A 22,427-nucleotide genomic window follows, 5' to 3' on the forward strand; every position below is an offset into this window, starting at 1 on the left:
TCGTGATCGTGGTGTCCGGAACGGCACACCAGCCGACCACGACAGCGAGAATCAACAGACCGAAAATCGCCGACGCGACTCGGATGCTCACAAGTTCTCCCTTCGGGTCACGGCACGCCACTGTGCGGCTTCGAGCGTTGGTCCACGCTCCTTACGCCTTCAGCGCCGCTCCCGCGAGCGCTGCTGCGGCCTCGAACGTTCGCTGTCACGAGCGCCCTGTGCTGAGGTCTCAAACTCTATGAACGAAACTGTTCGCATTCCTGAGTAGCCGACTACCCGTCTTCAGGCTTCCTGAGACAGGGGCAAAGCGCGTGCCCGGACTTCCTTGGGCGGTGGCGTCAGGGGGAGTACCTAGGGTGGGAACAAACCACTTGCCGGGGGCGTTTTGGGAGCGTAAGGACTGTTCTGGCATACTGAACGGTCGTTGCGTCTGCTCTGTTTCGAGCAGACCTCCCGCCTAGTCGGCTCCGGTTCACGTTCCCGCGATTCCCGCGCGAGCGACCCGGCGGCCAATATCGAGAGGACACCCATGAAGGCAGGAATCCACCCGACGTATGTCGACACCACGGTCGTCTGTGGTTGCGGCAATACCTTCCAGACTCGCAGCACCAAGGAGTCCGGACACATCAACGTCGAGGTCTGCTCGCAGTGCCACCCGTTCTACACGGGCAAGCAGAAGATCCTCGACACCGGCGGCCGCGTGGCCCGCTTCGAGGCTCGCTACGGCAAGCGTGCGGGCAAGAAGGCCGACGCGGACGACGCCGCAGCCAAGTAGCTTCCTCGCCGACGCCCGGTCCTGCTCAGCAGGCCGGGCGTCGGTGTTTTGTATGGCGTCCTTCGAAGGAAATCAGAAAGAGGAAGCATCGTGACGCAACCGTCCGCGATCGACGACATTCTGGCCGAGCACGCCGGGCTGGAGACGCAGCTGTCCGATCCGGCGCTGCACGACGATCCCGGCGCCGCCCGCCGGGTCGGTAAGCGATTCGCCGAGCTCGCGCCGATCATGGCCACCTACACCAAGCTGAAGTCCGCGCGCGACGATCTCGCCGCCGCGCGGGAACTCGCCGCCGACGACGCGTCCTTCGCCGCCGAGGTGCCCGACCTGGAGCGCCAGGTCGCCGAACTGGAGCAGACCCTCGCGGATCTGCTCGCGCCGCGCGACCCGCACGACGGCGACGATGTGGTGCTCGAGGTGAAATCCGGTGAGGGCGGCGAGGAATCGGCGCTGTTCGCCGCCGACCTGGCCCGCATGTACGTCCGCTATGCCGAACGGCACGGCTGGAAGGTCGAGATCCTCGGCGTCACCGTGTCCGACCTGGGTGGGTACAAGGACGCGACGCTGTCGATCAAGAGCCGCGACGCCGCGCGCGACGGTGTCTGGTCGCGCTTCAAGTTCGAGGGTGGCGTGCACCGGGTGCAGCGCGTCCCGGTGACCGAATCGCAGGGCCGGATCCATACCTCGGCCGCGGGTGTCCTGATCTATCCGGAGCCGGACGAGGTGGAAGCGGTGCAGATCGACGAGACCGACCTGCGCATCGACGTGTACCGGTCCTCGGGCAAGGGCGGCCAGGGCGTCAACACCACCGACTCCGCCGTCCGCATCACCCACCTGCCCTCCGGCATCGTGGTGACCTGCCAGAACGAACGGTCCCAGCTGCAGAACAAGGCCCGCGCCATGCAGGTGCTCGCCGCGCGGCTGCAGGCGCTGGCCGAGGAGCAGGCCGATCAGGAAGCGGCGGCCGGCCGGGCCAGCCAGATCCGCACGGTGGACCGCTCCGAACGCATCCGCACCTACAACTTCCCGGAGAACCGGATCGCCGACCACCGCATCGGTTTCAAGGCACACAACCTGGATGCCGTGCTGGACGGCGACATGGACGCCTTGCTCGACGCGCTCGGCAAGGCGGATCGCGAAGCCCGAATGGCAGCAGAATAAAGGCCTTTCGGGCAGAGTCGAGGACATGTCCATGACCCGTGTAGCGCTGCGCCCCGCTGTCAACGACGCCATCGAGATGCTGCAGGCGGCCGGGGTGCCCAGTCCGCGCGCCGACGCCGAGCACCTGGCCGCGCATGTGCTCGGGGTCGAGCGCAGCAGGCTGATGATGACACCGCTCATCGGGCCGGACCAGCTGACCGAGTATCGCGCGCTGGTCGACCAGCGCGCCCAGCGAATTCCGTTGCAGCACTTGACCGGAACCGTGGCGATGGGCGAGATCGATCTCGCGGTCGGACCCGGCGTCTTCGTGCCGCGTCCGGAGACGGAGCTGCTGTTCGCCTGGGCGCTGGCACAACTCGAGGCACTGCCGCACGATCACACGCCGATCGTCGTCGACCTGTGCACCGGCTCCGGCGCGCTGGCCCTGGCCATCGCGCATGCCCGCCCCGACGCCGATGTCCGTGCGGTGGAACTCGATCCGGGCGCACTGCACTGGGCCCGCCGCAATGCCGACCGGTGCCTCGACAACGGCGACACCCCGATCACCCTGTACGCCGACGACGTCACCGATCCGAACCTGCTGACCGAATTCGATGGCCGCGTCGACCTCGTGGTGGCGAACCCGCCCTACATTCCGGACGGCGCGACGCTGGATCCCGAAGTCGCCGACCATGATCCGCACCTGGCCCTCTTCGGTGGCCCCGATGGCCTGGACGTCATCCGCGGCATGATCCCCACCATCACGCGTCTGCTGCGCAGCGGCGGCGCCACCGCGATCGAGCACGACGACTCCAACGGCTCGGACCTCGCCGCGCTACTGGGCAAACAAGGTGAGTTCACCGACATCGTCGAACACCCGGACCTCGCGGGAAAGCCGCGCTTCGTCGTCGCGACCAGAACCTGACGCGGTCCAAATCCTGAAGTCGCGGAGTGGCGGGGGAGCGGATGGTGGCTCCTACTGGACGCCGTGACAGGATGATCGTCGTGAGTACCGTCTACGACTGCGCGGATCCCGACACGCGCGCCGCCGGACTGACCGCAGCCACCAGCGCCCTGAAGTCCGGGCGACTCGTCGTGCTGCCCACCGACACGCTCTACGGCCTGGCGGCCGACGCTTTCGATGCCACCGCGGTGAGCGAGCTGCTCGCGGCCAAGCGCCGCGGCCGGGACATGCCGGTGCCGGTCCTGGTCGGCTCCTGGCACACCATCGACGGCCTGGTTTTCTCGGTGCGCCCGCAGGCGCGCGAACTGATCCGGGCGTTCTGGCCCGGCGGCCTGAGTCTCGTTGTGCAGCAAGCCCCTTCGCTCGCCTGGGACCTGGGCGATACCCGCGGCACGGTGATGCTGCGGATGCCGCTGCACCCGGTCGCGCTGGAGCTGCTGCGCGAGGTCGGCCCGCTCGCGGTCTCCAGCGCCAACGTCTCCGGCCAGCCGCCCGCCAAGACCGCCGCCGAAGCCCGCGACCAGCTGGGTGAGCTCGTCGGTGTCTACCTCGACGGTGGCCCCGCCGACCACGCCGTCGCCTCCACCATCATCGACCTCACCGCCGACCAGCCGCGCATTCTGCGCGAGGGCGCGGTCCCCATCGGCGACATCGCCGACGTGCTCGGTATGTCGCCGGAGGCGCTGACCAGCGCCTCCACCCGATGAGCGGTGGGTGCCGCGGATGACCGGTTCGGGTGCCGTCGTTCCCCTGCGGGAGCTACTGCTCGTACTGCTCATCTCCGCGGTCGTCACCTTCCTGGCCACCGGCGGGATCAGGGTCCTCGCCATCGGATTCGGCGCCGTTGCGGTGCCGCGCGAACGTGACGTGCACGTCAAGCCGATTCCCCGGATGGGTGGTGTCGGCATCTACGTCGGGGTGGTGGCGGCGATGCTGTTCGCCCACCAACTTCCCGCGCTGCGCAACGGCTTCGATTACAGCCCCAATATTCCGCTCGCGGTGCTGGTCGGGAGCACGATCATTGTCGCTGTCGGCATCGTCGACGACCGCTGGGGCCTCGACGCGCTGACGAAGTTCGCCGGCCAGGTGACCGCGGCGGGTGTGATGGCTGTCATGGGGCTGAGCTGGTACAGCATCTACAACCCGTTCAACAACACCACGGTCTTTCTCGACGCGCTGCAAGGCGGTCTGATCACCGTGGGAGTCACCGTGACCCTGGTGAACGCGATGAACTTCGTCGACGGACTCGACGGCCTGGCGGCTGGTTTGGGGCTCATCGCGGCGGTCGCGGTGTTCGTGTTCGCGCTCGGCTTGATGAACGACCAGGGCGGCTCGGTCGACACCTACCCGCCCGCTTTGCTCGCTGCCGCGCTGGCCGGTGCCTGTCTCGGCTTCCTGCCGCACAATTTCCAGCCCGCGCGAATATTCATGGGCGATTCGGGTTCGATGCTGATCGGCCTGGTGCTGGCCGCGGTGTCCACCAGCGCGTCGGGCCGCATCCCGCTGCAGGGCTTCGGCACCCGCGACATCGTCGGTCTGCTCTCGCCGCTGCTGCTGGTCGGTGCCGTCATGTTCATTCCGGTGCTGGATCTGGTGCTGGCGATCGTCCGGCGGGTGCGGGCCGGTGTGAGCTTCTCCACTCCGGACAAGATGCACCTGCACCACCGGTTGCTGCAGATCGGGCACTCGCATCGGCGCGTGGTCCTGCTCATCTACTTGTGGGTCGGGATCCTCGCGTTCGGCGCGGTCGGCACGGCCCTGATGAACCTGACCCTGGTCGTCCTGCTGGTGGCAGGCGGACTGGTATTCGCCCTCGTCGTGACCGCCATTCCGGGCCTGCGCCGCGGGGAGGCCGCAGAGGACGGACCACCCGCCGGGTAAGGTTCGCGAATGTGAGCGAGCGGAGCGAGTGAACCATGAACACAGCGCCTAAGGGCACGACGGAGCCGAGCGCCAGCGAGGTGCAGTCGTGAGCTTCACTCCCACTCCGGTCCCAGGTCCCGACGCCCCGCTGAAGGCGGCGCTGCGCTACGGCTTGATCGGGCTCGGCGTGCTGGTCGTGCTGTCCGTCGCGATCGGCGCCGCGGCCGCGGGTCTGCCCGGCCTGTGGGGTGCGCTGATCGGCTCGGCCATCGGCGGCGGCTTCATCCTGACCACCGCCGCGGTGGTGCTGTTCGGCGCGAAATTGCCGCCGACCACGGCGGGCATGGTGATGCTCGGCAGCTGGGTCGGCAAAATGCTGGTGGCCCTTTTGGTCATAGCAATACTGAATCAATTCGATTTTTATGACCGAATGGTCCTTTTTCTTACCGTGATCGGTGCGCTGGTCATCGTGCTCGGGGCCGAGACGTATGGCGTTGTCCGGCAGCGCGTTCCGTACGTGACGGTGCCCGATGCGGCGCCGGATTCGCCCCCTCGGGAAGATTGATCCCCACCCACCTACACGCTGTCGTAGATAACTTGGTAAAGTGTTGGTAAGCAAGCAACCAAGCGAGGGGGGATCGCCAAGATCCCTCCGAGTGCCGCTATGCTTACTGCCGTGCCGGGCTCTGAGGGTTCCGGTTCTGCATGTCGACGATGTCGCCGACACACGTACAGACGCCAGGTGGAATCAAAACCCGCCGCACAGCTGCTGACGAACTTCGAGCCGACCTGAGTCGACCCAAATTGATCGTCAATGTCCGATCGAACCGTGGGATCAACCGAACCCACGGCCCGAACACGGGAGAGAACGCTGAGCGTCACCACTTTGGCGGGCGAGTTCCACGCGCCATCGCTGTCCGACTTCTTCCCTCCAGCGCTGCTGTTCGAGGGTACGCCGTTCGAAATCGATCGTTTGATGGGTATCCGGCTCCTGATGACCGCGGTGCTGGTCATCGTGATGGTCCTCGCATTCCGGAATCCCCGCATCATCCCGCGCGGGCTGCAGAACGTCGCCGAAACCGGTCTCGTCTTCGTCAAGGAACAGATTTCCGACGAAGTTTTGGGTAAGGAATCCGGCCGCAAGTTCTTCCCGCTCATCGCGACGGTCTTCTTCACGGTCCTGTTTCTGAACTTCTCCGGCATCATTCCCGGGTTGAACATCTCCTCGAACGCCCGAATCGGCATGCCGCTGGTGCTGGCCGCTGTGGCGTACATCGCGTTCAACTACGTGGGCATCAAGAAGTACGGATTCGTCAAGTACATGCGCAGCAGCATCGTGGTGCCGAATGTGCCGCCTGCCCTGCATCTGCTGCTGATTCCCATCGAGTTCCTCTCGACGTTCATCCTGCGTCCGTTCACCCTGATGGTCCGACTCATGGCCAACATGCTGGCCGGACATATCATGTTGGTGTTGTTCTTCAGCGCTACCTGGTTCTTCCTGTTCGACGCCGCTGCCTGGATGAAGGTGTTCTCGCCGTTCTCGCTCGCGGCCGGCCTGGGGTTCACGCTCTTCGAGATGTTGGTCATCTTCCTGCAGGCCTATGTGTTTGCGCTGCTGACCGCCGTTTACATCGGACTCGCGCAAAACGCGGATTCACACTGACCTGCCTGACTTACCGGAAAACCTGCTACACCTCGCCGACCGGCGGGTGTGCAACAGAAAGGGAATGGAAGACTCATGAGCCTCGCGTACCTGGCCCAGGAAGCCGCAACCACCTCTGAGAAGGTCAAGGGATACGGCGCCATCGGCTTCGGTCTGGCGGCTATCGGCCCCGGCATCGGCGTCGGCATCGTCGTCGGTAAGGCCATCGAAGGCATCGCCCGTCAGCCCGAGCTGCAGGGCCAGATCCGGACCACCATGTTCCTCGGCATCGCGTTCACCGAGGCGCTTGCCCTGATCGGCCTCGTCGCCGGCTTCATCTTCTGATTCCGATGAACGAGTTCTCTGTTCTCGCAGCGGAAAGCGGAGAGGATGTGAATCCTCTTATCCCCGAGACGTACGACATCGTGTGGTCGATCGTCTGCGTCGCGATTATCGCGGTCCTCTTCTACAAGTACGTGATCCCGCGTCTGATGAAGACGCTCGACGAGCGCACCGACAAGATCGAAGGCGGCATCAAGCGCGCCGAGATCGCTCAAGAAGAGGCCCAGCTCACGCTGCAGCAGTACCAGCAGCAGCTGGCCGAAGCCCGGCTCGAGGCCGCACGCATCCGTGAGGAAGCGCGCACCCAGGGCCAGCAGATCCTCGCGCAGATGCGCGCGGACGCACAGGCCGAAAGTGACCGCATCGTCGCCGCGGGTCACAGCCAGCTGGAAGCACAGCGCCAGCAGATCCTGACCGAACTGCGCACCGAACTCGGCCACACGGCCGTAGATTTGGCCGAAAAGATTATCGGGCAGTCGGTTTCGGACGAAGCTAAGCAGGCGGCGTCGATCGAGCGGTTCCTGACCGAACTCGACGACGAGTCGAAAGCCGGCATCGGGGTCGGAAGGTAGCGACGCGAAAGTGAGAAGCATGTACGCAGCGAGCCGCGAGGCCTGCGCCCGGTCTCGGGAGGCGCTCAGGGCCGCTCTGACCGGAAGCGACAGTGTCGCGGCAACGACGGGGTCCGAACTGTTCGCCGTTGTCGCCGTGCTGGACGACCAGCGTTCGCTGCGTGTTGCGCTCGCGGACGTGTCGGTGCCCGGCTCGGCCAGGGCCGAGCTCAGTGAGCGGGTCTTCAGCGGAAAGGTCAGCCCGGCCACCCTGGCCGTGCTGACCACCGCGGTGGCCCAGGACTGGTCCCGGACCGCCGACCTGGTCGACACCCTGGTGTTGCTCGGGCAAGAGGCGTTGCTGGAGTCGGCGGCCGACAGTGGCCGTCTCGACGCGGTCGAGGACGAGCTGTTCCGGCTCGGTCGGATCATCAGCGACAACCCCGAGCTGGAGCAGGCCCTTTCCGACCGGACGAAGCCGGCTCAGGCCAAGCGGGAACTGGTCGATCGCCTGCTCACCGGCAAGACCGAATCCATCACCCTAACCCTGGCTGAGCAAGTGGTGACCAGGCAGAAGACGGCAGTCGGGGTGGCATTCGACGAACTGTCCGACCTGGCCGCGGCCCGCCGCGACCAGATCGTGGCGCACGTGCGCGCGGCGATCGAACTGTCGGCGCAGCAGCGCGAGCGGCTCGCCGCCTCGCTGCATCGCATCTACGGCAAGCCGGTCCAGGTGCACGTCCAGGTCGACCCGAGTCTGCTGAGCGGGCTCGTCGTACACGTCGGCGACGACGTCATCGACGGCAGCGCCATCGGCCGACTGGAACGGCTGCGTCGGTCCCTGACCTGACGTCCGCAGGGTCTACCCACCCCGCCGGCTTCGCCGGCAGCCGACCCCCACCCCCGACATTCGACACAGCGAGAGCAGGAAGAACATGGCGGAGCTGACGATCTCCTCCGACGAGATCCGTAGCGCGATCGAGAGCTACACGCAGAGCTACACCCCCGAGACCTCCATCGAAGAAGTCGGTGTTGTCACCGACACCAGCGACGGCATCGCGCATGTCAGCGGCCTGCCCTCGGCGATGGCCAACGAACTGCTCGAGTTCCCGGGTGGCGTGCTCGGCGTGGCGCTGAACCTCGAGGACCGCTCGATCGGTGCGGTCATCCTCGGCGAGTACGCCGAGCTCGAAGAGGGCCAGCAGGTCCGTCGGACCGGCGACGTGCTCTCCGTCCCGGTGGGCGACAACTTCCTCGGCCGCGTGGTCGACCCGCTCGGCCAGCCGATCGACGGCCTCGGCGAGATCGAGGCCGAAGAGCGCCGCGTGCTCGAGCTGCAGGCCGCGACCGTGCTGGAGCGTCAGCCGGTCGAGGAGCCGCTGGCCACCGGCATCACCGCCATCGACGCGCTGACCGCGATCGGCCGTGGCCAGCGTCAGCTGATCATCGGCGACCGCAAGACCGGCAAGACCGCGGTCTGCATCGACGCGATCCTGGCGCAGAAGGCGAACTGGGACTCCGGCGACCCGGCCAAGCAGGTGCGCTGCATCTACGTGGCCATCGGCCAGAAGGGTTCCACCATCGCGGGCGTCAAGACCGCGCTGGAGGCCCGTGGTGCGCTGGAGTACACCACCATCGTCGCGGCTCCCGCGTCGGACTCGGCCGGCTTCAAATGGCTTGCGCCCTACACCGGTTCGGCCCTCGGCCAGCACTGGATGTACCAGGGCAAGCACGTCCTCATCGTGTTCGACGACCTGACCAAGCAGGCGGAGGCGTACCGCGCCATCTCGCTGCTGCTGCGTCGCCCGCCGGGCCGCGAGGCGTACCCGGGTGACGTCTTCTACCTGCACTCGCGTCTGCTGGAGCGTTGCGCCAAGCTCTCCGACGAGATGGGCGCCGGCTCGATGACCGGTCTGCCGATCATCGAGACCAAGGCCAACGACATCTCGGCGTTCATCCCGACCAACGTGATCTCGATCACCGACGGTCAGGTGTTCCTCGAGTCCGACCTGTTCAACAAGGGTGTCCGCCCGGCGATCAACGTCGGTACCTCGGTCTCCCGTGTCGGTGGCGCGGCCCAGACCAAGGGCATGAAGAAGGTCGCCGGTTCGCTGCGTCTGGAAATGGCGCAGTTCCGCGAGCTGGAGGCGTTCTCCGCCTTCGCCTCCGACCTCGATGCCGCGTCGCTGGCGCAGCTCGAGCGTGGCGCCCGCTGGGTCGAGCTGCTCAAGCAGGACCAGTACTCGCCGGTTCCGGTCGAGAACCAGATCGTCTCGATCTTCCTGGTCGACGCCGGCTACTACGACTCGGTTCCGGTCGCCGACATCCGTCGCTTCAACAACGAGCTGCTCGAGCACCTGCACCGGGTCGCGGGCGACGCGTTCAAGTCGATCGAGGGCGGCAAGGTCCTCAAGGACGAGGCGGCCGACCAGATCAAGTCGGAGACCGACAAGTTCAAGCAGGGCTTCCTCGCCTCCGATGGCAGCCGTGTGGTGAACGAGGCCGAAGCGGCCGATCTCGAGCACGAAGAGGTCGAGACGCTCTCGGTCACCCGCAAGCACGTCGAGAAGTGACCCAGGTTCGGGACTGATGCGAGCTATTCGTTCAATGCAAACGAATGAAGGGAGTGTGAACCGCTGATGGCAAGTTTGCGTGAATTGCGCTCCCGCATTCGTGGTGTGAATTCGATCAAGAAGATCACCAAGGCCCAGGAGCTGATCGCGACCTCGCGAATCTCCAAGGCACAGGCCAGGGTTGCCGCCGCCAAGCCGTACGCCGAGGAGATCACCAAGGTCCTCGGCGAGTTGGCGAACGCGTCGCAGAACCTGACCCACCCACTGCTGACCGAGCGCGCCGAGCCGCGCCGGGCGGCGGTGCTGGTGATCACCAGTGACAGCGGCATGGCCGGTGGCTACAACTCGAACGTGCTCAAGCGGGCCGAAGAGTTGATGCACACGCTGCGCGGCGAGGGCAAAGAGCCGGTGATCTACGTGATGGGCAGTAAGGGCATCACGTACTACACCTTCCGTAACCGTCCGCTGGTCGCCGCGTGGCACGGGTTCTCGCAGCAGCCGAAGTACACCGATGCCTCGGAGGCGTGCCACCACCTGGTGGACGCCTTCATGGCAGGCGCCGACGGCCAGGTGCCCGCTCCGGACGGGTCGGGCGAGATCGCCGGCGTCGACGAGCTGCACATCGTGTACACGCGGTTCGTGTCGATGTTGACGCAGACCCCGGAGGTGCGCCGGTTGGCGCCGATCCAGGTCAGCTATGTCGATGAGAACTTCGACATGGGTGAGGACTTCGTCTCCGATTCGCCCACGGCGGATGTACACGCGCAGTACGAGTTCGAGCCCGACGCCGATGTGCTGCTGGCGGCCCTGCTGCCCAAGTACATCAACACGCGTATCTACTCATCGTTGCTCGAGGCAGCGGCATCCGAGTCCGCGGCTCGGCGCACCGCAATGAAGGCAGCCACCGACAACGCCAACGAACTTGCCACGGATCTTTCCCGGCAGGCGAACTCGGTGCGGCAGGCCCAGATCACGCAGGAAATCAGCGAAATTGTCGGCGGCGTAAACGCGCTGGCTTCGAGCTCGGACCGCGACTAAGCGCAGGAAGAGAAAAATGACCGCAGCAGTCACGCAAGACAACACGAGTCGGACCGGCGCAGACTCAGGTCGCGTCGTCCGAGTCATCGGCCCCGTCGTCGACGTCGAGTTCCCCAGGGGCTCGATTCCCGAACTGTTCAACGCGTTGCACGCCGAGATCGAGTTGACCTCGGTGGCAAAGACACTGACCCTCGAGGTCGCCCAGCACCTCGGCGACGGCATCGTGCGCTGCATCTCCATGCAGCCCACCGACGGCCTGGTCCGTAGCGCTCCCGTCACCGACAGCGGCAAGCCGATCTCGGTGCCGGTCGGCGACGTCGTCAAGGGCCACGTCTTCAACGCCCTCGGCGACTGCCTGGACAGCCCGGGTCTCGGCCGCGACGGCGAGCAGTGGGGCATCCACCGCAAGCCCCCGTCATTCGACCAGCTCGAGGGTAAGACCGAGATCCTGGAGACGGGCATCAAGGTCATCGACCTGCTCACCCCGTACGTGAAGGGTGGCAAGATCGGCCTGTTCGGTGGCGCCGGTGTCGGCAAGACCGTGCTCATCCAGGAGATGATCACCCGTATCGCACGGGAGTTCTCCGGAACCTCGGTGTTCGCCGGCGTCGGCGAGCGCACCCGTGAGGGCACCGACCTCCGCCTGGAAATGGAAGAGATGGGCGTCCTCCCGGACACCGCCCTCGTCTTCGGCCAGATGGACGAGCCGCCGGGCACCCGTATGCGCGTCGCCCTCTCGGCCCTCACCATGGCCGAGTACTTCCGCGACGTGCAGCACCAGGACGTGCTGCTGTTCATCGACAACATCTTCCGGTTCACCCAGGCCGGTTCCGAGGTGTCGACGCTGCTCGGCCGCATGCCGTCGGCCGTCGGTTACCAGCCGACCCTCGCGGACGAGATGGGTGAGCTCCAGGAGCGCATCACCTCGACCCGTGGCCGGTCGATCACCTCGCTGCAGGCGATCTACGTGCCCGCCGACGACTACACCGACCCGGCGCCGGCGACCACCTTCGCCCACCTCGATGCGACGACCGAGCTCTCCCGCCCGATCTCGCAGAAGGGCATCTACCCGGCCGTCGACCCGCTGACCTCGACCTCCCGCATCCTGGAGGCCTCGATCGTCGGCGACCGGCACTTCGCCGTTGCCAACGAGGTGAAGCGGATCCTGCAGAAGTACAAGGAACTGCAGGACATCATCGCCATCCTCGGCATGGACGAGCTCTCCGAAGAGGACAAGGTCCTCGTCGGTCGCGCCCGTCGCCTGGAGAAGTTCCTCGGCCAGAACTTCATCGTGGCCGAGAAGTTCACCGGTCAGGTCGGTTCGGTGGTTCCGCTGGAGCAGACCATCGACGACTTCGACCGGGTCTGCAAGGGCGAGTTCGACCACTTCCCGGAGCAGGCGTTCAACAGCTGCGGTGGTCTCGACGATGTCGAGGCGGCCGCGAAGAAGATCGCCGGAAAGTAGTCACCGATGTCGGAAATGTCAGTTGACCTGGTCGCCGTCGAACGACGGCTCTGGGCCGGGCAAGCGACGTTCGTCAGCGCGCAGACCACCGAGGGTCAGATCGGCATCATGCCGGGTCACGAACCGCTACTCGGCCAGCTGGTCGAGGGCGGCACGGTGGCCATCGTCTCCACCGAGGGTGAGCGCATCGTCGCGGCGGTGCACGGCGGCTTCTTCTCCGTGACCGCAAGCACGGTCCGGATCCTGGCCGAGTCCGCGGAGTTCGCGGACGAGGTGGATGTCGAGGCGGCGCGGCGCGTGCTGGCCGACTCGGCGGCCAGCGAAGAGGATCAGCTCGCGGCGCAGGCCCAGGTCCGCGCGGCGGAGCAGGCTGCGAACGCGTAAGCGACAACCGGATATTCGAGCACGAGACTGTCGGCGGCGAAGAGACCTTCGCCGCCGACAGTCGTCTTCACACCTCTTGCGGTCGTCTTAATACACGGCCCCCCAGTTTGTAAACTTGGTGTCGTGGTTGAATGACCGCACGGCGGTGCGAGCGATGAGCCCGGAGGCGGTAGCTTGCGTAACCACGGAGGGCTTGCGAGTACCGCCAATTGAATAGGGTGTCGACGACACGGCGACAGAGCGAAGGGACGAACTGCATTGCAGACCGGGATGGTTCTCCTGATCATTCTGGTGCTCACGCTCGTGTTCTTGGCCCTGGCCTCGACCTATCGCCTGATCATGTTGCGGCGCGGCGGAACCGCCGCTTTGTTGCGAGTATTGCCCGCCCGCGGTGGTCAGGGTTGGCGGCACGGTCTGCTCCGATATGACGAAGACCGAATGGTCTTTTTCAAGTTGACCAGCCTGAAACTCGGCCCCGACTGCACAATTCACCGTCAGGGCATCGAGATCGGCGAGCGCCGCGGACCCGTCGGCGACGAATTCGACATCATGAGCGACGACATCGCGGTGATCGCCGTGGCCGATCGGGAGGGCAGCTTCGAACTCGCCCTGGATCGGGCCTCGCGGACCGCGTTTCTGTCCTGGGTGGAGTCTCGCCCGTCGGATCGCACCCGCCGGATGCGTTGATCCGCGCATCGCTGTGCGGCAAAGGGCTCCGGACGGCAGGGGAGCTAGGGTTGGTCCTGTGAGTGTTCATCTGACGCGGATCTATACGCGCACCGGCGATGACGGGACCACCGGTCTCAGCGACTTCTCGCGGGTGGCGAAGACCGATCCTCGGCTGGTCGCGTACGCCGATTGCGACGAGACGAACGCCGCAATCGGGGTGGCGATCGCGCTTGGGCAACCCGAGGAGCAGTTGCGTGCGGTGCTGCTGCAAATACAGAACGATCTGTTCGATGCGGGCGCCGATCTGTCTACCCCCGTTGTCGCGGAGCCGAAGTATCCGCCGCTGCGCATCACCCAGGGCTACATCGACCGGCTCGAAGGCTGGTGCGATGAGTTCAATGCTGAACTGCCGGCACTGAATTCGTTCATTCTGCCGGGTGGCACCCCACTGGCGGCGCTGCTGCACACAGCGCGCACCGTCGCCCGCCGCGCGGAACGTTCCGCCTGGGCAGCCATCGAGACACACCCGGACGACACGAATGTTTTGCCGGCCAAGTACCTGAACCGGCTGTCGGATCTGCTGTTCATCCTGAGCCGTGTGGCCAATCCCGGCGGCGATATCCTGTGGAAGCCCGGCGGAACCAGGTCGAGCACCTGATAATGCTCGAGACGCGAGGACGCATGTCCGCGAGTTCATGGGTTACACCCCGGGTAGGCCCAGAACTCGGGTGACGGTAGGAGGCGAAGCTGACGGGGTGGGTGAATTCAGCCCGGCACCCGACCGCCGGCCCGCAACCGAACTACCGTGGCACCCACTAGTGCGCTGAATACCCGGAGTGGCGGAACAGTGCCGCAACTATCCTTGCACCCAACAGTGCGCCGAATACGCGGAGAGGCGGCATGGAACGGTTTTTGGTTACCGGCGGGAACAGACTCGTCGGTGAAGTCGCGGTGGGGGGCGCCAAGAACAGCGTCCTCAAGCTGATGGCCGCTGCCTTGCTGGCCGAGGGCACCACCACGATCACGAACTGCCCGGACATTCTCGACGTGCCGCTGATGGGTGACGTGCTGCGCGGTCTCGGCTGCGACGTCGCGATCGATGGCGGGGTGGTCACCATCGACACCCCCGCAGAACCGAAGTACCACGCGGACTTTCCCGCGGTGACGCAGTTCCGTGCGTCGGTGTGTGTGCTCGGGCCGCTGATGGCGCGCTGCAAGCGGGCGGTCGTCGCGCTGCCCGGCGGTGACGCGATCGGCTCCCGCCCGTTGGACATGCACCAGGCCGGCCTGCGGTTGCTCGGCGCGACCAGCGAGATCGAGCACGGCTGCGTGGTCGCGCGGGCCGACGAGCTGCAGGGCGCCAAGATTCGACTCGACTTCCCCTCGGTCGGTGCGACCGAGAACATCCTGATGGCGGCCGTGCTCGCCGAGGGCGAGACGGTGATCGACAACGCCGCGCGCGAACCCGACATCGTCGACCTGTGCAACATGCTCGTGCAGATGGGTGCGCGGATCACCGGTGCGGGCACCTCGGTGCTGACGGTGCAGGGCGTCAAGCGGTTGTCGCCGACCACCCATCGCGTGATCGGCGACCGCATCGTCGCGGCGACCTGGGGCATCGCCGCCGCGATGACCATGGGTGACGTCCGGGTCACCGGGGTCAATCCGAAGCATCTGTCGTTGGTGCTGGACAAGTTGCGTTCGGCGGGCGCGCGGATCTCGTTCGAGCAGGACGGCTTCCGCGTCGTGCAGGCCGAGCGGCCGCGCGCGGTGAACTTCTCGACGCTGCCGTTCCCCGGGTTCCCCACCGATCTGCAGCCGATGGCGATCGGGCTCGCGGCCATCGCCGACGGCACCTCGATGATCACCGAGAACGTCTTCGAGGCACGCTTCCGTTTCGTGGAGGAGATGATCCGGCTCGGCGCCGATGCGCGGACCGATGGTCATCACGCGGTGGTGCGCGGTATTCCGCGGTTGTCGAGCGCGCCGGTGTGGTCCTCCGACATTCGGGCGGGCGCGGGCTTGGTACTCGCCGGTCTGGTTGCCGACGGAACCACCGAGGTGCACGACGTCTTCCACATCGACCGCGGTTACCCGAATTTCGTCGAGCAACTGCAGGCGCTGGGCGGCGAAGTGAAGCGGGTCGGCGCTGCCGAATGAAGTGTTAGCGCCGAAAACCGTTCCTGACCAGGCGATTTGACATCGTGCACGCAGACACGTAACTTTATTCGAGTCAGAGCGACACGGACACCGACCCGGAGCCGAGAAGCCAGCGGAAACGCTGAGCGAAGGCCAGGGACACGAGGTAGTACGAGGAGCGCCTGACGCTCACACTAGCTTGACTGAGACCCCGATTTGGTTCTGGGGGAGCGGCTGAGCTAAGCTGGATAAGTTGCCTCACGGACGAACCGGTTAGCGCCGGGGATGAAGTGTGTGCGTGTGTTCTTTGAGAACTCAATAGTGTGTCGATGAATGTCAGTGCCAATTATTTAATTGGTTCCGGCTTCTCATACCCCCCGGTTGAGAGGTCGGACATTTAGTCAGCAAATCTTTTTGCTGGCGTTTTGTTTTGCTAGGTTTTCGGACTCTAGTTATTCTTCTGATTGACCTCTTCGGAGGTTGGTTGAGAGTCTTCAACGGAGAGTTTGATCCTGGCTCAGGACGAACGCTGGCGGCGTGCTTAACACATGCAAGTCGAGCGGTAAGGCCCTTCGGGGTACACGAGCGGCGAACGGGTGAGTAACACGTGGGTGATCTGCCTCGCACTTCGGGATAAGCCTGGGAAACTGGGTCTAATACCGGATATGACCATGGGATGCATGTTTCGTGGTGGAAAGATTTATCGGTGCGAGATGGGCCCGCGGCCTATCAGCTTGTTGGCGGGGTAACGGCCCACCAAGGCGACGACGGGTAGCCGACCTGAGAGGGTGACCGGCCACACTGGGACTGAGACACGGCCCAGACTCCTACGGGAGGCAGCAGTGGGGAATATTGCACAATGGGCGAAAGCCTGATGCAGCGACGCCGCGTGAGGGATGACGGCCTTCGGGTTGTAAACCTCTTTCGACAGGGACGAAGCGCAAGTGACGGTACCTGTAGAAGAAGCACCGGCCAACTACGTGCCAGCAGCCGCGGTAATACGTAGGGTGCGAGCGTTGTCCGGAATTACTGGGCGTAAAGAGCTTGTAGGCGGTCTGTCGCGTCTTCTGTGAAAACTTGGGGCTCAACCTTAAGCTTGCAGGCGATACGGGCAGACTAGAGTACTTCAGGGGAGACTGGAATTCCTGGTGTAGCGGTGAAATGCGCAGATATCAGGAGGAACACCGGTGGCGAAGGCGGGTCTCTGGGAAGTAACTGACGCTGAGAAGCGAAAGCGTGGGTAGCGAACAGGATTAGATACCCTGGTAGTCCACGCCGTAAACGGTGGGTACTAGGTGTGGGTTTCCTTCCACGGGATCCGTGCCGTAGCTAACGCATTAAGTACCCCGCCTGGGGAGTACGGCCGCAAGGCTAAAACTCAAAGGAATTGACGGGGGCCCGCACAAGCGGCGGAGCATGTGGATTAATTCGATGCAACGCGAAGAACCTTACCTGGGTTTGACATACACCGGAAACCTGCAGAGATGTAGGCCCCCTTGTGGTCGGTGTACAGGTGGTGCATGGCTGTCGTCAGCTCGTGTCGTGAGATGTTGGGTTAAGTCCCGCAACGAGCGCAACCCTTGTCCTGTGTTGCCAGCGCGTAATGGCGGGGACTCGCAGGAGACTGCCGGGGTCAACTCGGAGGAAGGTGGGGACGACGTCAAGTCATCATGCCCCTTATGTCCAGGGCTTCACACATGCTACAATGGCCGGTACAGAGGGCTGCGATACCGTGAGGTGGAGCGAATCCCTTAAAGCCGGTCTCAGTTCGGATCGGGGTCTGCAACTCGACCCCGTGAAGTTGGAGTCGCTAGTAATCGCAGATCAGCAACGCTGCGGTGAATACGTTCCCGGGCCTTGTACACACCGCCCGTCACGTCATGAAAGTCGGTAACACCCGAAGCCGGTGGCCTAACCCCTTGTGGGAGGGAGCCGTCGAAGGTGGGATTGGCGATTGGGACGAAGTCGTAACAAGGTAGCCGTACCGGAAGGTGCGGCTGGATCACCTCCTTTCTAAGGAGCACATCTCCACGGACACCCACACAGGTGGGATGTTAAACGTCTTGTGGCAGAGACCGTTTCGGATGCATACGTCATCCGGCGGACGCTCATGGGTGGAACACTGACTGACTCTTCTCACGTATCGATCGGTCGTCATGACTGGTCGGTGAGGGGATATATCGGCACACTGTTGGGTCCTGAGAGAACACGCGAGTGTTTCTCTGGGCAAGATAACGACAGGATCGGGTCTTCGGTCATACCGCAGGGGTTTTCCTCTGGCTGGTGCCGAGTCGAGATCGGATCTTGTGTGTTGTTTGAGAACTGCACAGTGGACGCGAGCATCTTTGTTAGTAAGTGTTTAAGAGCGTACGGTGGATGCCTTGGCACCAGGAGCCGATGAAGGACGTAGGAGGCTGCGATAAGCCTCGGGGAGCTGTCAACCGAGCTGAGATCCGAGGATTTCCGAATGGGGAAACCCAGCACGAGTGATGTCGTGTTACCCGCATCTGAATATATAGGGTGTGTGGAGGGAACGTGGGGAAGTGAAACATCTCAGTACCCACAGGAAGAGAAAACAATTGTGATTCCGTGAGTAGTGGCGAGCGAAAGCGGATGAGGCTAAACCATGTACATGTGATACCCGGCAGGGGTTGTGTATGTGGGGTAGTGGGGCTCACTTTCTTCATTCTGCCGGATGGAGCGGGAGTCAGAAACCGTTGTGTTAGTCGAAGTGGTCTGGAACGGCCTGTCGTAGAGGGTGAGAATCCCGTAGACGAAAACTCAACGGCTCTTGTAGTGAGTACCCGAGTAGCAGCGGGCCCGTGAAATCTGCTGTGAATCTGCCGGGACCACCCGGTAAGCCTGAATACTCCCTGGTGACCGATAGCGGACTAGTACCGTGAGGGAAAGGTGAAAAGTACCCCGGGAGGGGAGTGAAATAGTACCTGAAACCGTGCGCTTACAATCCGTCAAAGCCTGCGAGTGCTTTAGTGCACTGTGGGTGATGGCGTGCCTTTTGAAGAATGAGCCTGCGAGTTAGTGGCATGTGGCGAGGTTAACCCGTGTGGGGTAGCCGTAGCGAAAGCGAGTCCGAATAGGGCGATACAGTCGCATGTTCTAGACCCGAAGCGGAGTGATCTACCCATGGCCAGGGTGAAGCGACGGTAAGACGTCGTGGAGGCCCGAACCCACTTAGGTTGAAAACTGAGGGGATGAGCTGTGGGTAGGGGTGAAAGGCCAATCAAACTCCGTGATAGCTGGTTCTCCCCGAAATGCATTTAGGTGCAGCGTCACGTGTTTCACGCCGGAGGTAGAGCTACTGGATGGTCTAGGGGGCCTACAAGCTTACCGAAATCAGCCAAACTCCGAATGCCGGTGTGTGAGAGCGTGGCAGTGAGACTGCGGGGGATAAGCTTCGTAGTCGAGAGGGAAACAGCCCAGATCGCCGGCTAAGGCCCCTAAGCGTGTACTAAGTGGAAAAGGATGTGAAGTCGCGAAGACAACCAGGAGGTTGGCTTAGAAGCAGCCACCCTTGAAAGAGTGCGTAATAGCTCACTGGTCAAGTGATTTTGCGCCGACAATGTAGCGGGGCTCAAGTACACCGCCGAAGCCGCGGCACTCCAACAATACATCCGCATCGTTCTACGGGACGGTGTGCAGTGGTTGGGGTGGGTAGGGGAGCGTCCTATAGCCATGGAAGCAGCAGGGTGACCTAGTTGTGGAGGCTATGGGAGTGAGAATGCAGGCATGAGTAGCGAAAGACGAGTGAGAAACTCGTCCGCCGAATGACCAAGGGTTCCTGGGCCAGGTTAATCCGCCCAGGGTGAGTCGGGACCTAAGGCGAGGCCGACAGGCGTAGTCGATGGACAACGGGTTGATATTCCCGTACCCGTGTATCCGCGCCCATGATGAATCAGTTGTGCTAAGTGTCCAAATCCTCCGAGAAGACCTTCGGGTCTCGAGTGAGGGGCTGCACATGACCCCGGCTGGTAGTAGTCAAGCGATGGGGTGACGCAGGAAGGTAGCTGGGCCAGTCAGTGGTTGTACTGGTGTAAGCCTGTAGGGCGTGGTGTAGGCAAATCCGCACCGCATATAGCCTGAGAGGTGATGCGTAGCCGATTGAGGCGAATTCAGTGATCCTATGCTGCCGAGAAAAGCCTCTAGTGAGTTGGTACACGGCCCGTACCCCAAACCGACACAGGTGGTCAGGTAGAGAATACTAAGGCGATCGAGAGAACTGTGGTTAAGGAACTCGGCAAAATGCCCCCGTAACTTCGGGAGAAGGGGGACCATTTCTGGTGACGGAATTTACTTCCTGAGCTGGGGGTGGTCGCAGAGACCAGTGAGAAGCGACTGTTTACTAAAAACACAGGTCCGTGCGAAGTCGTAAGACGATGTATACGGACTGACGCCTGCCCGGTGCCGGAAGGTTAAGAGGACCGGTTAGCGCCTTCGGGTGCGAAGCTGAGAATTTAAGCCCCGGTAAACGGCGGTGGTAACTATAACCATCCTAAGGTAGCGAAATTCCTTGTCGGGTAAGTTCCGACCTGCACGAATGGCGTAACGACTTCTCAGCTGTCTCAACCACAGACTCGGCGAAATTGCATTACGAGTAAAGATGCTCGTTACGCGCGGCAGGACGAAAAGACCCCGGGACCTTCACTATAGCTTGGTATTGGTGTTCGGTACGGTTTGTGTAGGATAGGTGGGAGACTGTGAAGCGGGCACGCCAGTGTTCGTGGAGTCATCGTTGAAATACCACTCTGATCGTATTGGACTTCTAACCTCGGACCATGATCTGGTTCAGGGACAGTGCCTGGTGGGTAGTTTAACTGGGGCGGTTGCCTCCTAAAATGTAACGGAGGCGCCCAAAGGTTCCCTCAGCCTGGTTGGCAATCAGGTGTCGAGTGCAAGTGCACAAGGGAGCTTGACTGTGAGAGCGACAGCTCGAGCAGGGACGAAAGTCGGGACTAGTGATCCGGCACCGGCAAGTGGAAGCGGTGTCGCTCAACGGATAAAAGGTACCCCGGGGATAACAGGCTGATCTTCCCCAAGAGTCCATATCGACGGGATGGTTTGGCACCTCGATGTCGGCTCGTCGCATCCTGGGGCTGGAGTAGGTCCCAAGGGTTGGGCTGTTCGCCCATTAAAGCGGCACGCGAGCTGGGTTTAGAACGTCGTGAGACAGTTCGGTCTCTATCCGCCGCGCGCGTCAGAAACTTGAGGAAGGCTGTCCCTAGTACGAGAGGACCGGGACGGACGAACCTCTGGTGTGCCAGTTGTTCCGCCAGGAGCACCGCTGGTTAGCTACGTTCGGAAGGGATAACCGCTGAAAGCATCTAAGCGGGAAGCCTGTTCCAAGATGAGGTTTCTCACCACCTTCGAGTGGTTAAGGCCCCCCACAGACCATGGGGTTGATAGGCCAGAACTGGAAGCCCGGTAACGGGTGCAGGTGACTGGTACTAATCGGCCGAGGACTTACCAACAAAGAAGCTACGCGTCCACTGTGCAGTATCTGAAACAACACACAGACACTGCAGCAGACACACACTGTCTGCGAACCCCTACCCGGGGTTTCGCTGATGGATCGTGTCAGCGCTGCTGTGTGGATAGTTTCATAGAGTTACGGCGGCCATAGCGGCAGGGAAACGCCCGGTCCCATTCCGAACCCGGAAGCTAAGCCTGCCAGCGCCGATGGTACTGCACTCGACAGGGTGTGGGAGAGTAGGACACCGCCGGAACATCATTCACGAAAGCCCCCCAGCCCAGCTGGGGGGCTTTCGTCGTTTCCAGACCACCTCACGCGAAACTCGCACATTTTCTCGGGGTCTGCACCCCTACGGGCGTCTAGAGCCGGTGCCGGATCTCGAAAGACTGCGGCTGCGACGACAGGGTGCCGTGGGCCGACAGTGCCTGGTCCGGTGCACCCGGACGCGCCGGACGATCAACACCCCCTGGACTGTCGACCGACAGGCCGAATTCTTTGTGCGCAAACATCTTTGCGCGATTCGCTCCATCCACAGGCGCCTCCGCAACGAATGCTAGATGACCATTCCAGATGGTAGGTTCTGCGCTCAGTCCAATCTTCACCAGGCGTTCAGCAGGATCGTGATGACCTCCGCCTCGGGTTCGTGCCCTCGGAGGTGTTCCAGGTGATCTCACATTCGATGGGAAGGTTTGCGATGGCAATCGAAGGAACAGCAGAGCGCGATTCGACAGACTCGGCACCCGACCGCCGTAGGACAACGCGCCGCTTCGCCTATGTAGCCGCAGGATTGTTGGCGGTGTCCGCGGTCGGCTACCAGCAGGTAGTCGATGCCCCCAGCTCGACCGCAGCGGCGTCGTCGACCTGCACCGACGGGGAAGGCTCGGTCACCATCAAGAAGAAGGGTGCCAACCTCATCGGAACCGCCGAGCTGACCAAGGATTTCAAGAACTACGCGGACAACGAAGCCTGTGTAGGTGCGGGAGCGAACGGGACGTCGGGACCCATCAAGGCGACTGCGAGCGAGGACGGTAAGTCCTGCGAGTTGACGGCGGAGATCGACAAGGCCAACGGCCAGGCGAAAGAAGGGGAGGAATTCTCCAAGTCCGGTGATATCAAGGTGACCGTTCCTTTGGACGGTAGGCCTGCGACTGCGACGGCTGAGGGCAAGAACGACAACGGTGAAAAAGTCACTGCCACAGCGACTATCAAGGGCTTCACCATGAAGGAGTGCAAGACGAGTTCGATCCCGACGGACAGTTTCACGGCGACAAAAGTCAGCGCGACGATCGAGAAGAAGTCAGCTGAGTAGTCGTTCGATCGCCGGTGCCTGAGGCTTTCGTCGCGCGGCGCTGATAGCGATGAGCGCCGCGCGACGGGGTCGCGCCTGGTCGTTT

At 63.2% G+C, this 22,427-nt stretch carries 18 protein-coding genes and 3 rRNA genes; all 21 read left to right on the top strand.

Features of this window, described 5'->3' with window-relative positions:
* Positions 1 to 529: 529 nt before the first annotated feature.
* The 21 genes from rpmE (at position 530) to DMB37_RS27110 (ending at position 22,342) form a co-directional block, all read left to right on the top strand.
* A complete protein-coding gene (rpmE, locus tag DMB37_RS27005) occupies positions 530 to 775 on the top strand; it encodes a 50S ribosomal protein L31 (protein ID WP_107654442.1) in 246 nt (81 codons plus the stop codon).
* 90 nt (positions 776 to 865) lie between these two features.
* Entirely contained in the window at positions 866 to 1,936 is a 1,071-nt protein-coding gene (gene prfA / locus DMB37_RS27010; protein ID WP_135235068.1) for a peptide chain release factor 1, read from the top strand.
* A gap of 31 nt (positions 1,937 to 1,967) precedes the next feature.
* Positions 1,968 to 2,840 (top strand): peptide chain release factor N(5)-glutamine methyltransferase, encoded by an 873-nt coding sequence (prmC, locus tag DMB37_RS27015; RefSeq protein ID WP_135235069.1) that lies wholly within the window; start codon positions 1,968 to 1,970, stop codon positions 2,838 to 2,840.
* Positions 2,841 to 2,920: 80 nt separating this feature from the next.
* Positions 2,921 to 3,586 carry an L-threonylcarbamoyladenylate synthase gene (locus DMB37_RS27020; RefSeq protein ID WP_135235070.1) on the top strand — a complete coding sequence of 222 codons (666 nt, stop codon included), beginning with the start codon at positions 2,921 to 2,923 and terminating at the stop codon, positions 3,584 to 3,586.
* Positions 3,587 to 3,602: 16 nt separating this feature from the next.
* On the top strand, positions 3,603 to 4,760 hold the full coding sequence (locus tag DMB37_RS27025; protein WP_107654444.1) for an MraY family glycosyltransferase: 1,158 nt from the start codon (positions 3,603 to 3,605) through the stop codon (positions 4,758 to 4,760).
* Positions 4,761 to 4,848: 88 nt separating this feature from the next.
* Entirely contained in the window at positions 4,849 to 5,307 is a 459-nt protein-coding gene (locus DMB37_RS27030) for a hypothetical protein (protein ID WP_135235071.1), read from the top strand.
* Positions 5,308 to 5,556: 249 nt separating this feature from the next.
* Entirely contained in the window at positions 5,557 to 6,405 is an 849-nt protein-coding gene (gene atpB, locus DMB37_RS27040) for a F0F1 ATP synthase subunit A (RefSeq protein ID WP_167768945.1), read from the top strand.
* Positions 6,406 to 6,480: 75 nt separating this feature from the next.
* On the top strand, positions 6,481 to 6,729 hold the full coding sequence (locus tag DMB37_RS27045) for an ATP synthase F0 subunit C (RefSeq protein ID WP_107654446.1): 249 nt from the start codon (positions 6,481 to 6,483) through the stop codon (positions 6,727 to 6,729).
* A gap of 5 nt (positions 6,730 to 6,734) precedes the next feature.
* Positions 6,735 to 7,298, top strand: coding sequence for a F0F1 ATP synthase subunit B (locus DMB37_RS27050; protein WP_107654447.1), 564 nt, complete (start codon positions 6,735 to 6,737; stop codon positions 7,296 to 7,298).
* A 19-nt stretch (positions 7,299 to 7,317) separates the two neighbouring features.
* Entirely contained in the window at positions 7,318 to 8,127 is an 810-nt protein-coding gene (locus tag DMB37_RS27055) for a F0F1 ATP synthase subunit delta (protein ID WP_135235072.1), read from the top strand.
* Positions 8,128 to 8,212: 85 nt separating this feature from the next.
* Positions 8,213 to 9,850 (top strand): F0F1 ATP synthase subunit alpha, encoded by a 1,638-nt coding sequence (gene atpA / locus DMB37_RS27060; RefSeq protein ID WP_135235073.1) that lies wholly within the window; start codon positions 8,213 to 8,215, stop codon positions 9,848 to 9,850.
* 66 nt (positions 9,851 to 9,916) lie between these two features.
* Positions 9,917 to 10,888, top strand: coding sequence for a F0F1 ATP synthase subunit gamma (locus tag DMB37_RS27065; RefSeq protein WP_107654450.1), 972 nt, complete (start codon positions 9,917 to 9,919; stop codon positions 10,886 to 10,888).
* 16 nt (positions 10,889 to 10,904) lie between these two features.
* Positions 10,905 to 12,353: a F0F1 ATP synthase subunit beta gene (gene atpD, locus DMB37_RS27070; protein WP_107654451.1), complete on the top strand. Its 1,449-nt coding sequence runs from the start codon at positions 10,905 to 10,907 to the stop codon at positions 12,351 to 12,353.
* 6 nt (positions 12,354 to 12,359) lie between these two features.
* A complete protein-coding gene (locus DMB37_RS27075; RefSeq protein WP_107654452.1) occupies positions 12,360 to 12,737 on the top strand; it encodes a F0F1 ATP synthase subunit epsilon in 378 nt (125 codons plus the stop codon).
* Positions 12,738 to 13,007: 270 nt separating this feature from the next.
* Positions 13,008 to 13,424 (top strand): DUF2550 domain-containing protein, encoded by a 417-nt coding sequence (locus DMB37_RS27080; RefSeq protein WP_206055019.1) that lies wholly within the window; start codon positions 13,008 to 13,010, stop codon positions 13,422 to 13,424.
* A gap of 58 nt (positions 13,425 to 13,482) precedes the next feature.
* Entirely contained in the window at positions 13,483 to 14,064 is a 582-nt protein-coding gene (locus DMB37_RS27085; protein WP_135235075.1) for a cob(I)yrinic acid a,c-diamide adenosyltransferase, read from the top strand.
* 242 nt (positions 14,065 to 14,306) lie between these two features.
* Complete coding sequence (murA, locus tag DMB37_RS27090) at positions 14,307 to 15,566, top strand: UDP-N-acetylglucosamine 1-carboxyvinyltransferase (protein ID WP_107654455.1); 1,260 nt, start codon at positions 14,307 to 14,309, stop codon at positions 15,564 to 15,566.
* 473 nt (positions 15,567 to 16,039) lie between these two features.
* Positions 16,040 to 17,558: ribosomal RNA gene (locus DMB37_RS27095) — 16S ribosomal RNA — on the top strand.
* A 336-nt stretch (positions 17,559 to 17,894) separates the two neighbouring features.
* A 23S ribosomal RNA gene (locus DMB37_RS27100) occupies positions 17,895 to 21,031 on the top strand.
* 138 nt (positions 21,032 to 21,169) lie between these two features.
* Positions 21,170 to 21,286: ribosomal RNA gene (gene rrf, locus DMB37_RS27105) — 5S ribosomal RNA — on the top strand.
* Together the 16S, 23S and 5S rRNA genes form the textbook arrangement of a ribosomal RNA operon.
* A 441-nt stretch (positions 21,287 to 21,727) precedes the next feature.
* Positions 21,728 to 22,342: a hypothetical protein gene (locus DMB37_RS27110; RefSeq protein WP_135235076.1), complete on the top strand. Its 615-nt coding sequence runs from the start codon at positions 21,728 to 21,730 to the stop codon at positions 22,340 to 22,342.
* Positions 22,343 to 22,427: the final 85 nt, after the last annotated feature.

Source organism: Nocardia sp. CS682, from assembly GCF_004634405.1.
Lineage (GTDB): Bacteria > Actinomycetota > Actinomycetes > Mycobacteriales > Mycobacteriaceae > Nocardia > Nocardia ninae.

What these genes read in the sequence shown, in the direction of transcription:
- rpmE (WP_107654442.1), top strand. Translation starts at nt 530, where the DNA reads ATGAAGGCAGGAATCCACCCGACGTATGTCGACACCACGGTCGTCTGT.
- prmC (WP_135235069.1), top strand. Translation starts at nt 1,968, where the DNA reads ATGACCCGTGTAGCGCTGCGCCCCGCTGTCAACGACGCCATCGAGATG.
- DMB37_RS27025 (WP_107654444.1), top strand. Translation starts at nt 3,603, where the DNA reads ATGACCGGTTCGGGTGCCGTCGTTCCCCTGCGGGAGCTACTGCTCGTA.
- atpB (WP_167768945.1), top strand. Translation starts at nt 5,557, where the DNA reads ATGTCCGATCGAACCGTGGGATCAACCGAACCCACGGCCCGAACACGG.
- DMB37_RS27045 (WP_107654446.1), top strand. Translation starts at nt 6,481, where the DNA reads ATGAGCCTCGCGTACCTGGCCCAGGAAGCCGCAACCACCTCTGAGAAG.
- DMB37_RS27050 (WP_107654447.1), top strand. Translation starts at nt 6,735, where the DNA reads ATGAACGAGTTCTCTGTTCTCGCAGCGGAAAGCGGAGAGGATGTGAAT.
- DMB37_RS27055 (WP_135235072.1), top strand. Translation starts at nt 7,318, where the DNA reads ATGTACGCAGCGAGCCGCGAGGCCTGCGCCCGGTCTCGGGAGGCGCTC.
- atpA (WP_135235073.1), top strand. Translation starts at nt 8,213, where the DNA reads ATGGCGGAGCTGACGATCTCCTCCGACGAGATCCGTAGCGCGATCGAG.
- DMB37_RS27065 (WP_107654450.1), top strand. Translation starts at nt 9,917, where the DNA reads ATGGCAAGTTTGCGTGAATTGCGCTCCCGCATTCGTGGTGTGAATTCG.
- atpD (WP_107654451.1), top strand. Translation starts at nt 10,905, where the DNA reads ATGACCGCAGCAGTCACGCAAGACAACACGAGTCGGACCGGCGCAGAC.
- DMB37_RS27075 (WP_107654452.1), top strand. Translation starts at nt 12,360, where the DNA reads ATGTCGGAAATGTCAGTTGACCTGGTCGCCGTCGAACGACGGCTCTGG.
- DMB37_RS27080 (WP_206055019.1), top strand. Translation starts at nt 13,008, where the DNA reads ATGGTTCTCCTGATCATTCTGGTGCTCACGCTCGTGTTCTTGGCCCTG.
- murA (WP_107654455.1), top strand. Translation starts at nt 14,307, where the DNA reads ATGGAACGGTTTTTGGTTACCGGCGGGAACAGACTCGTCGGTGAAGTC.
- DMB37_RS27110 (WP_135235076.1), top strand. Translation starts at nt 21,728, where the DNA reads ATGGCAATCGAAGGAACAGCAGAGCGCGATTCGACAGACTCGGCACCC.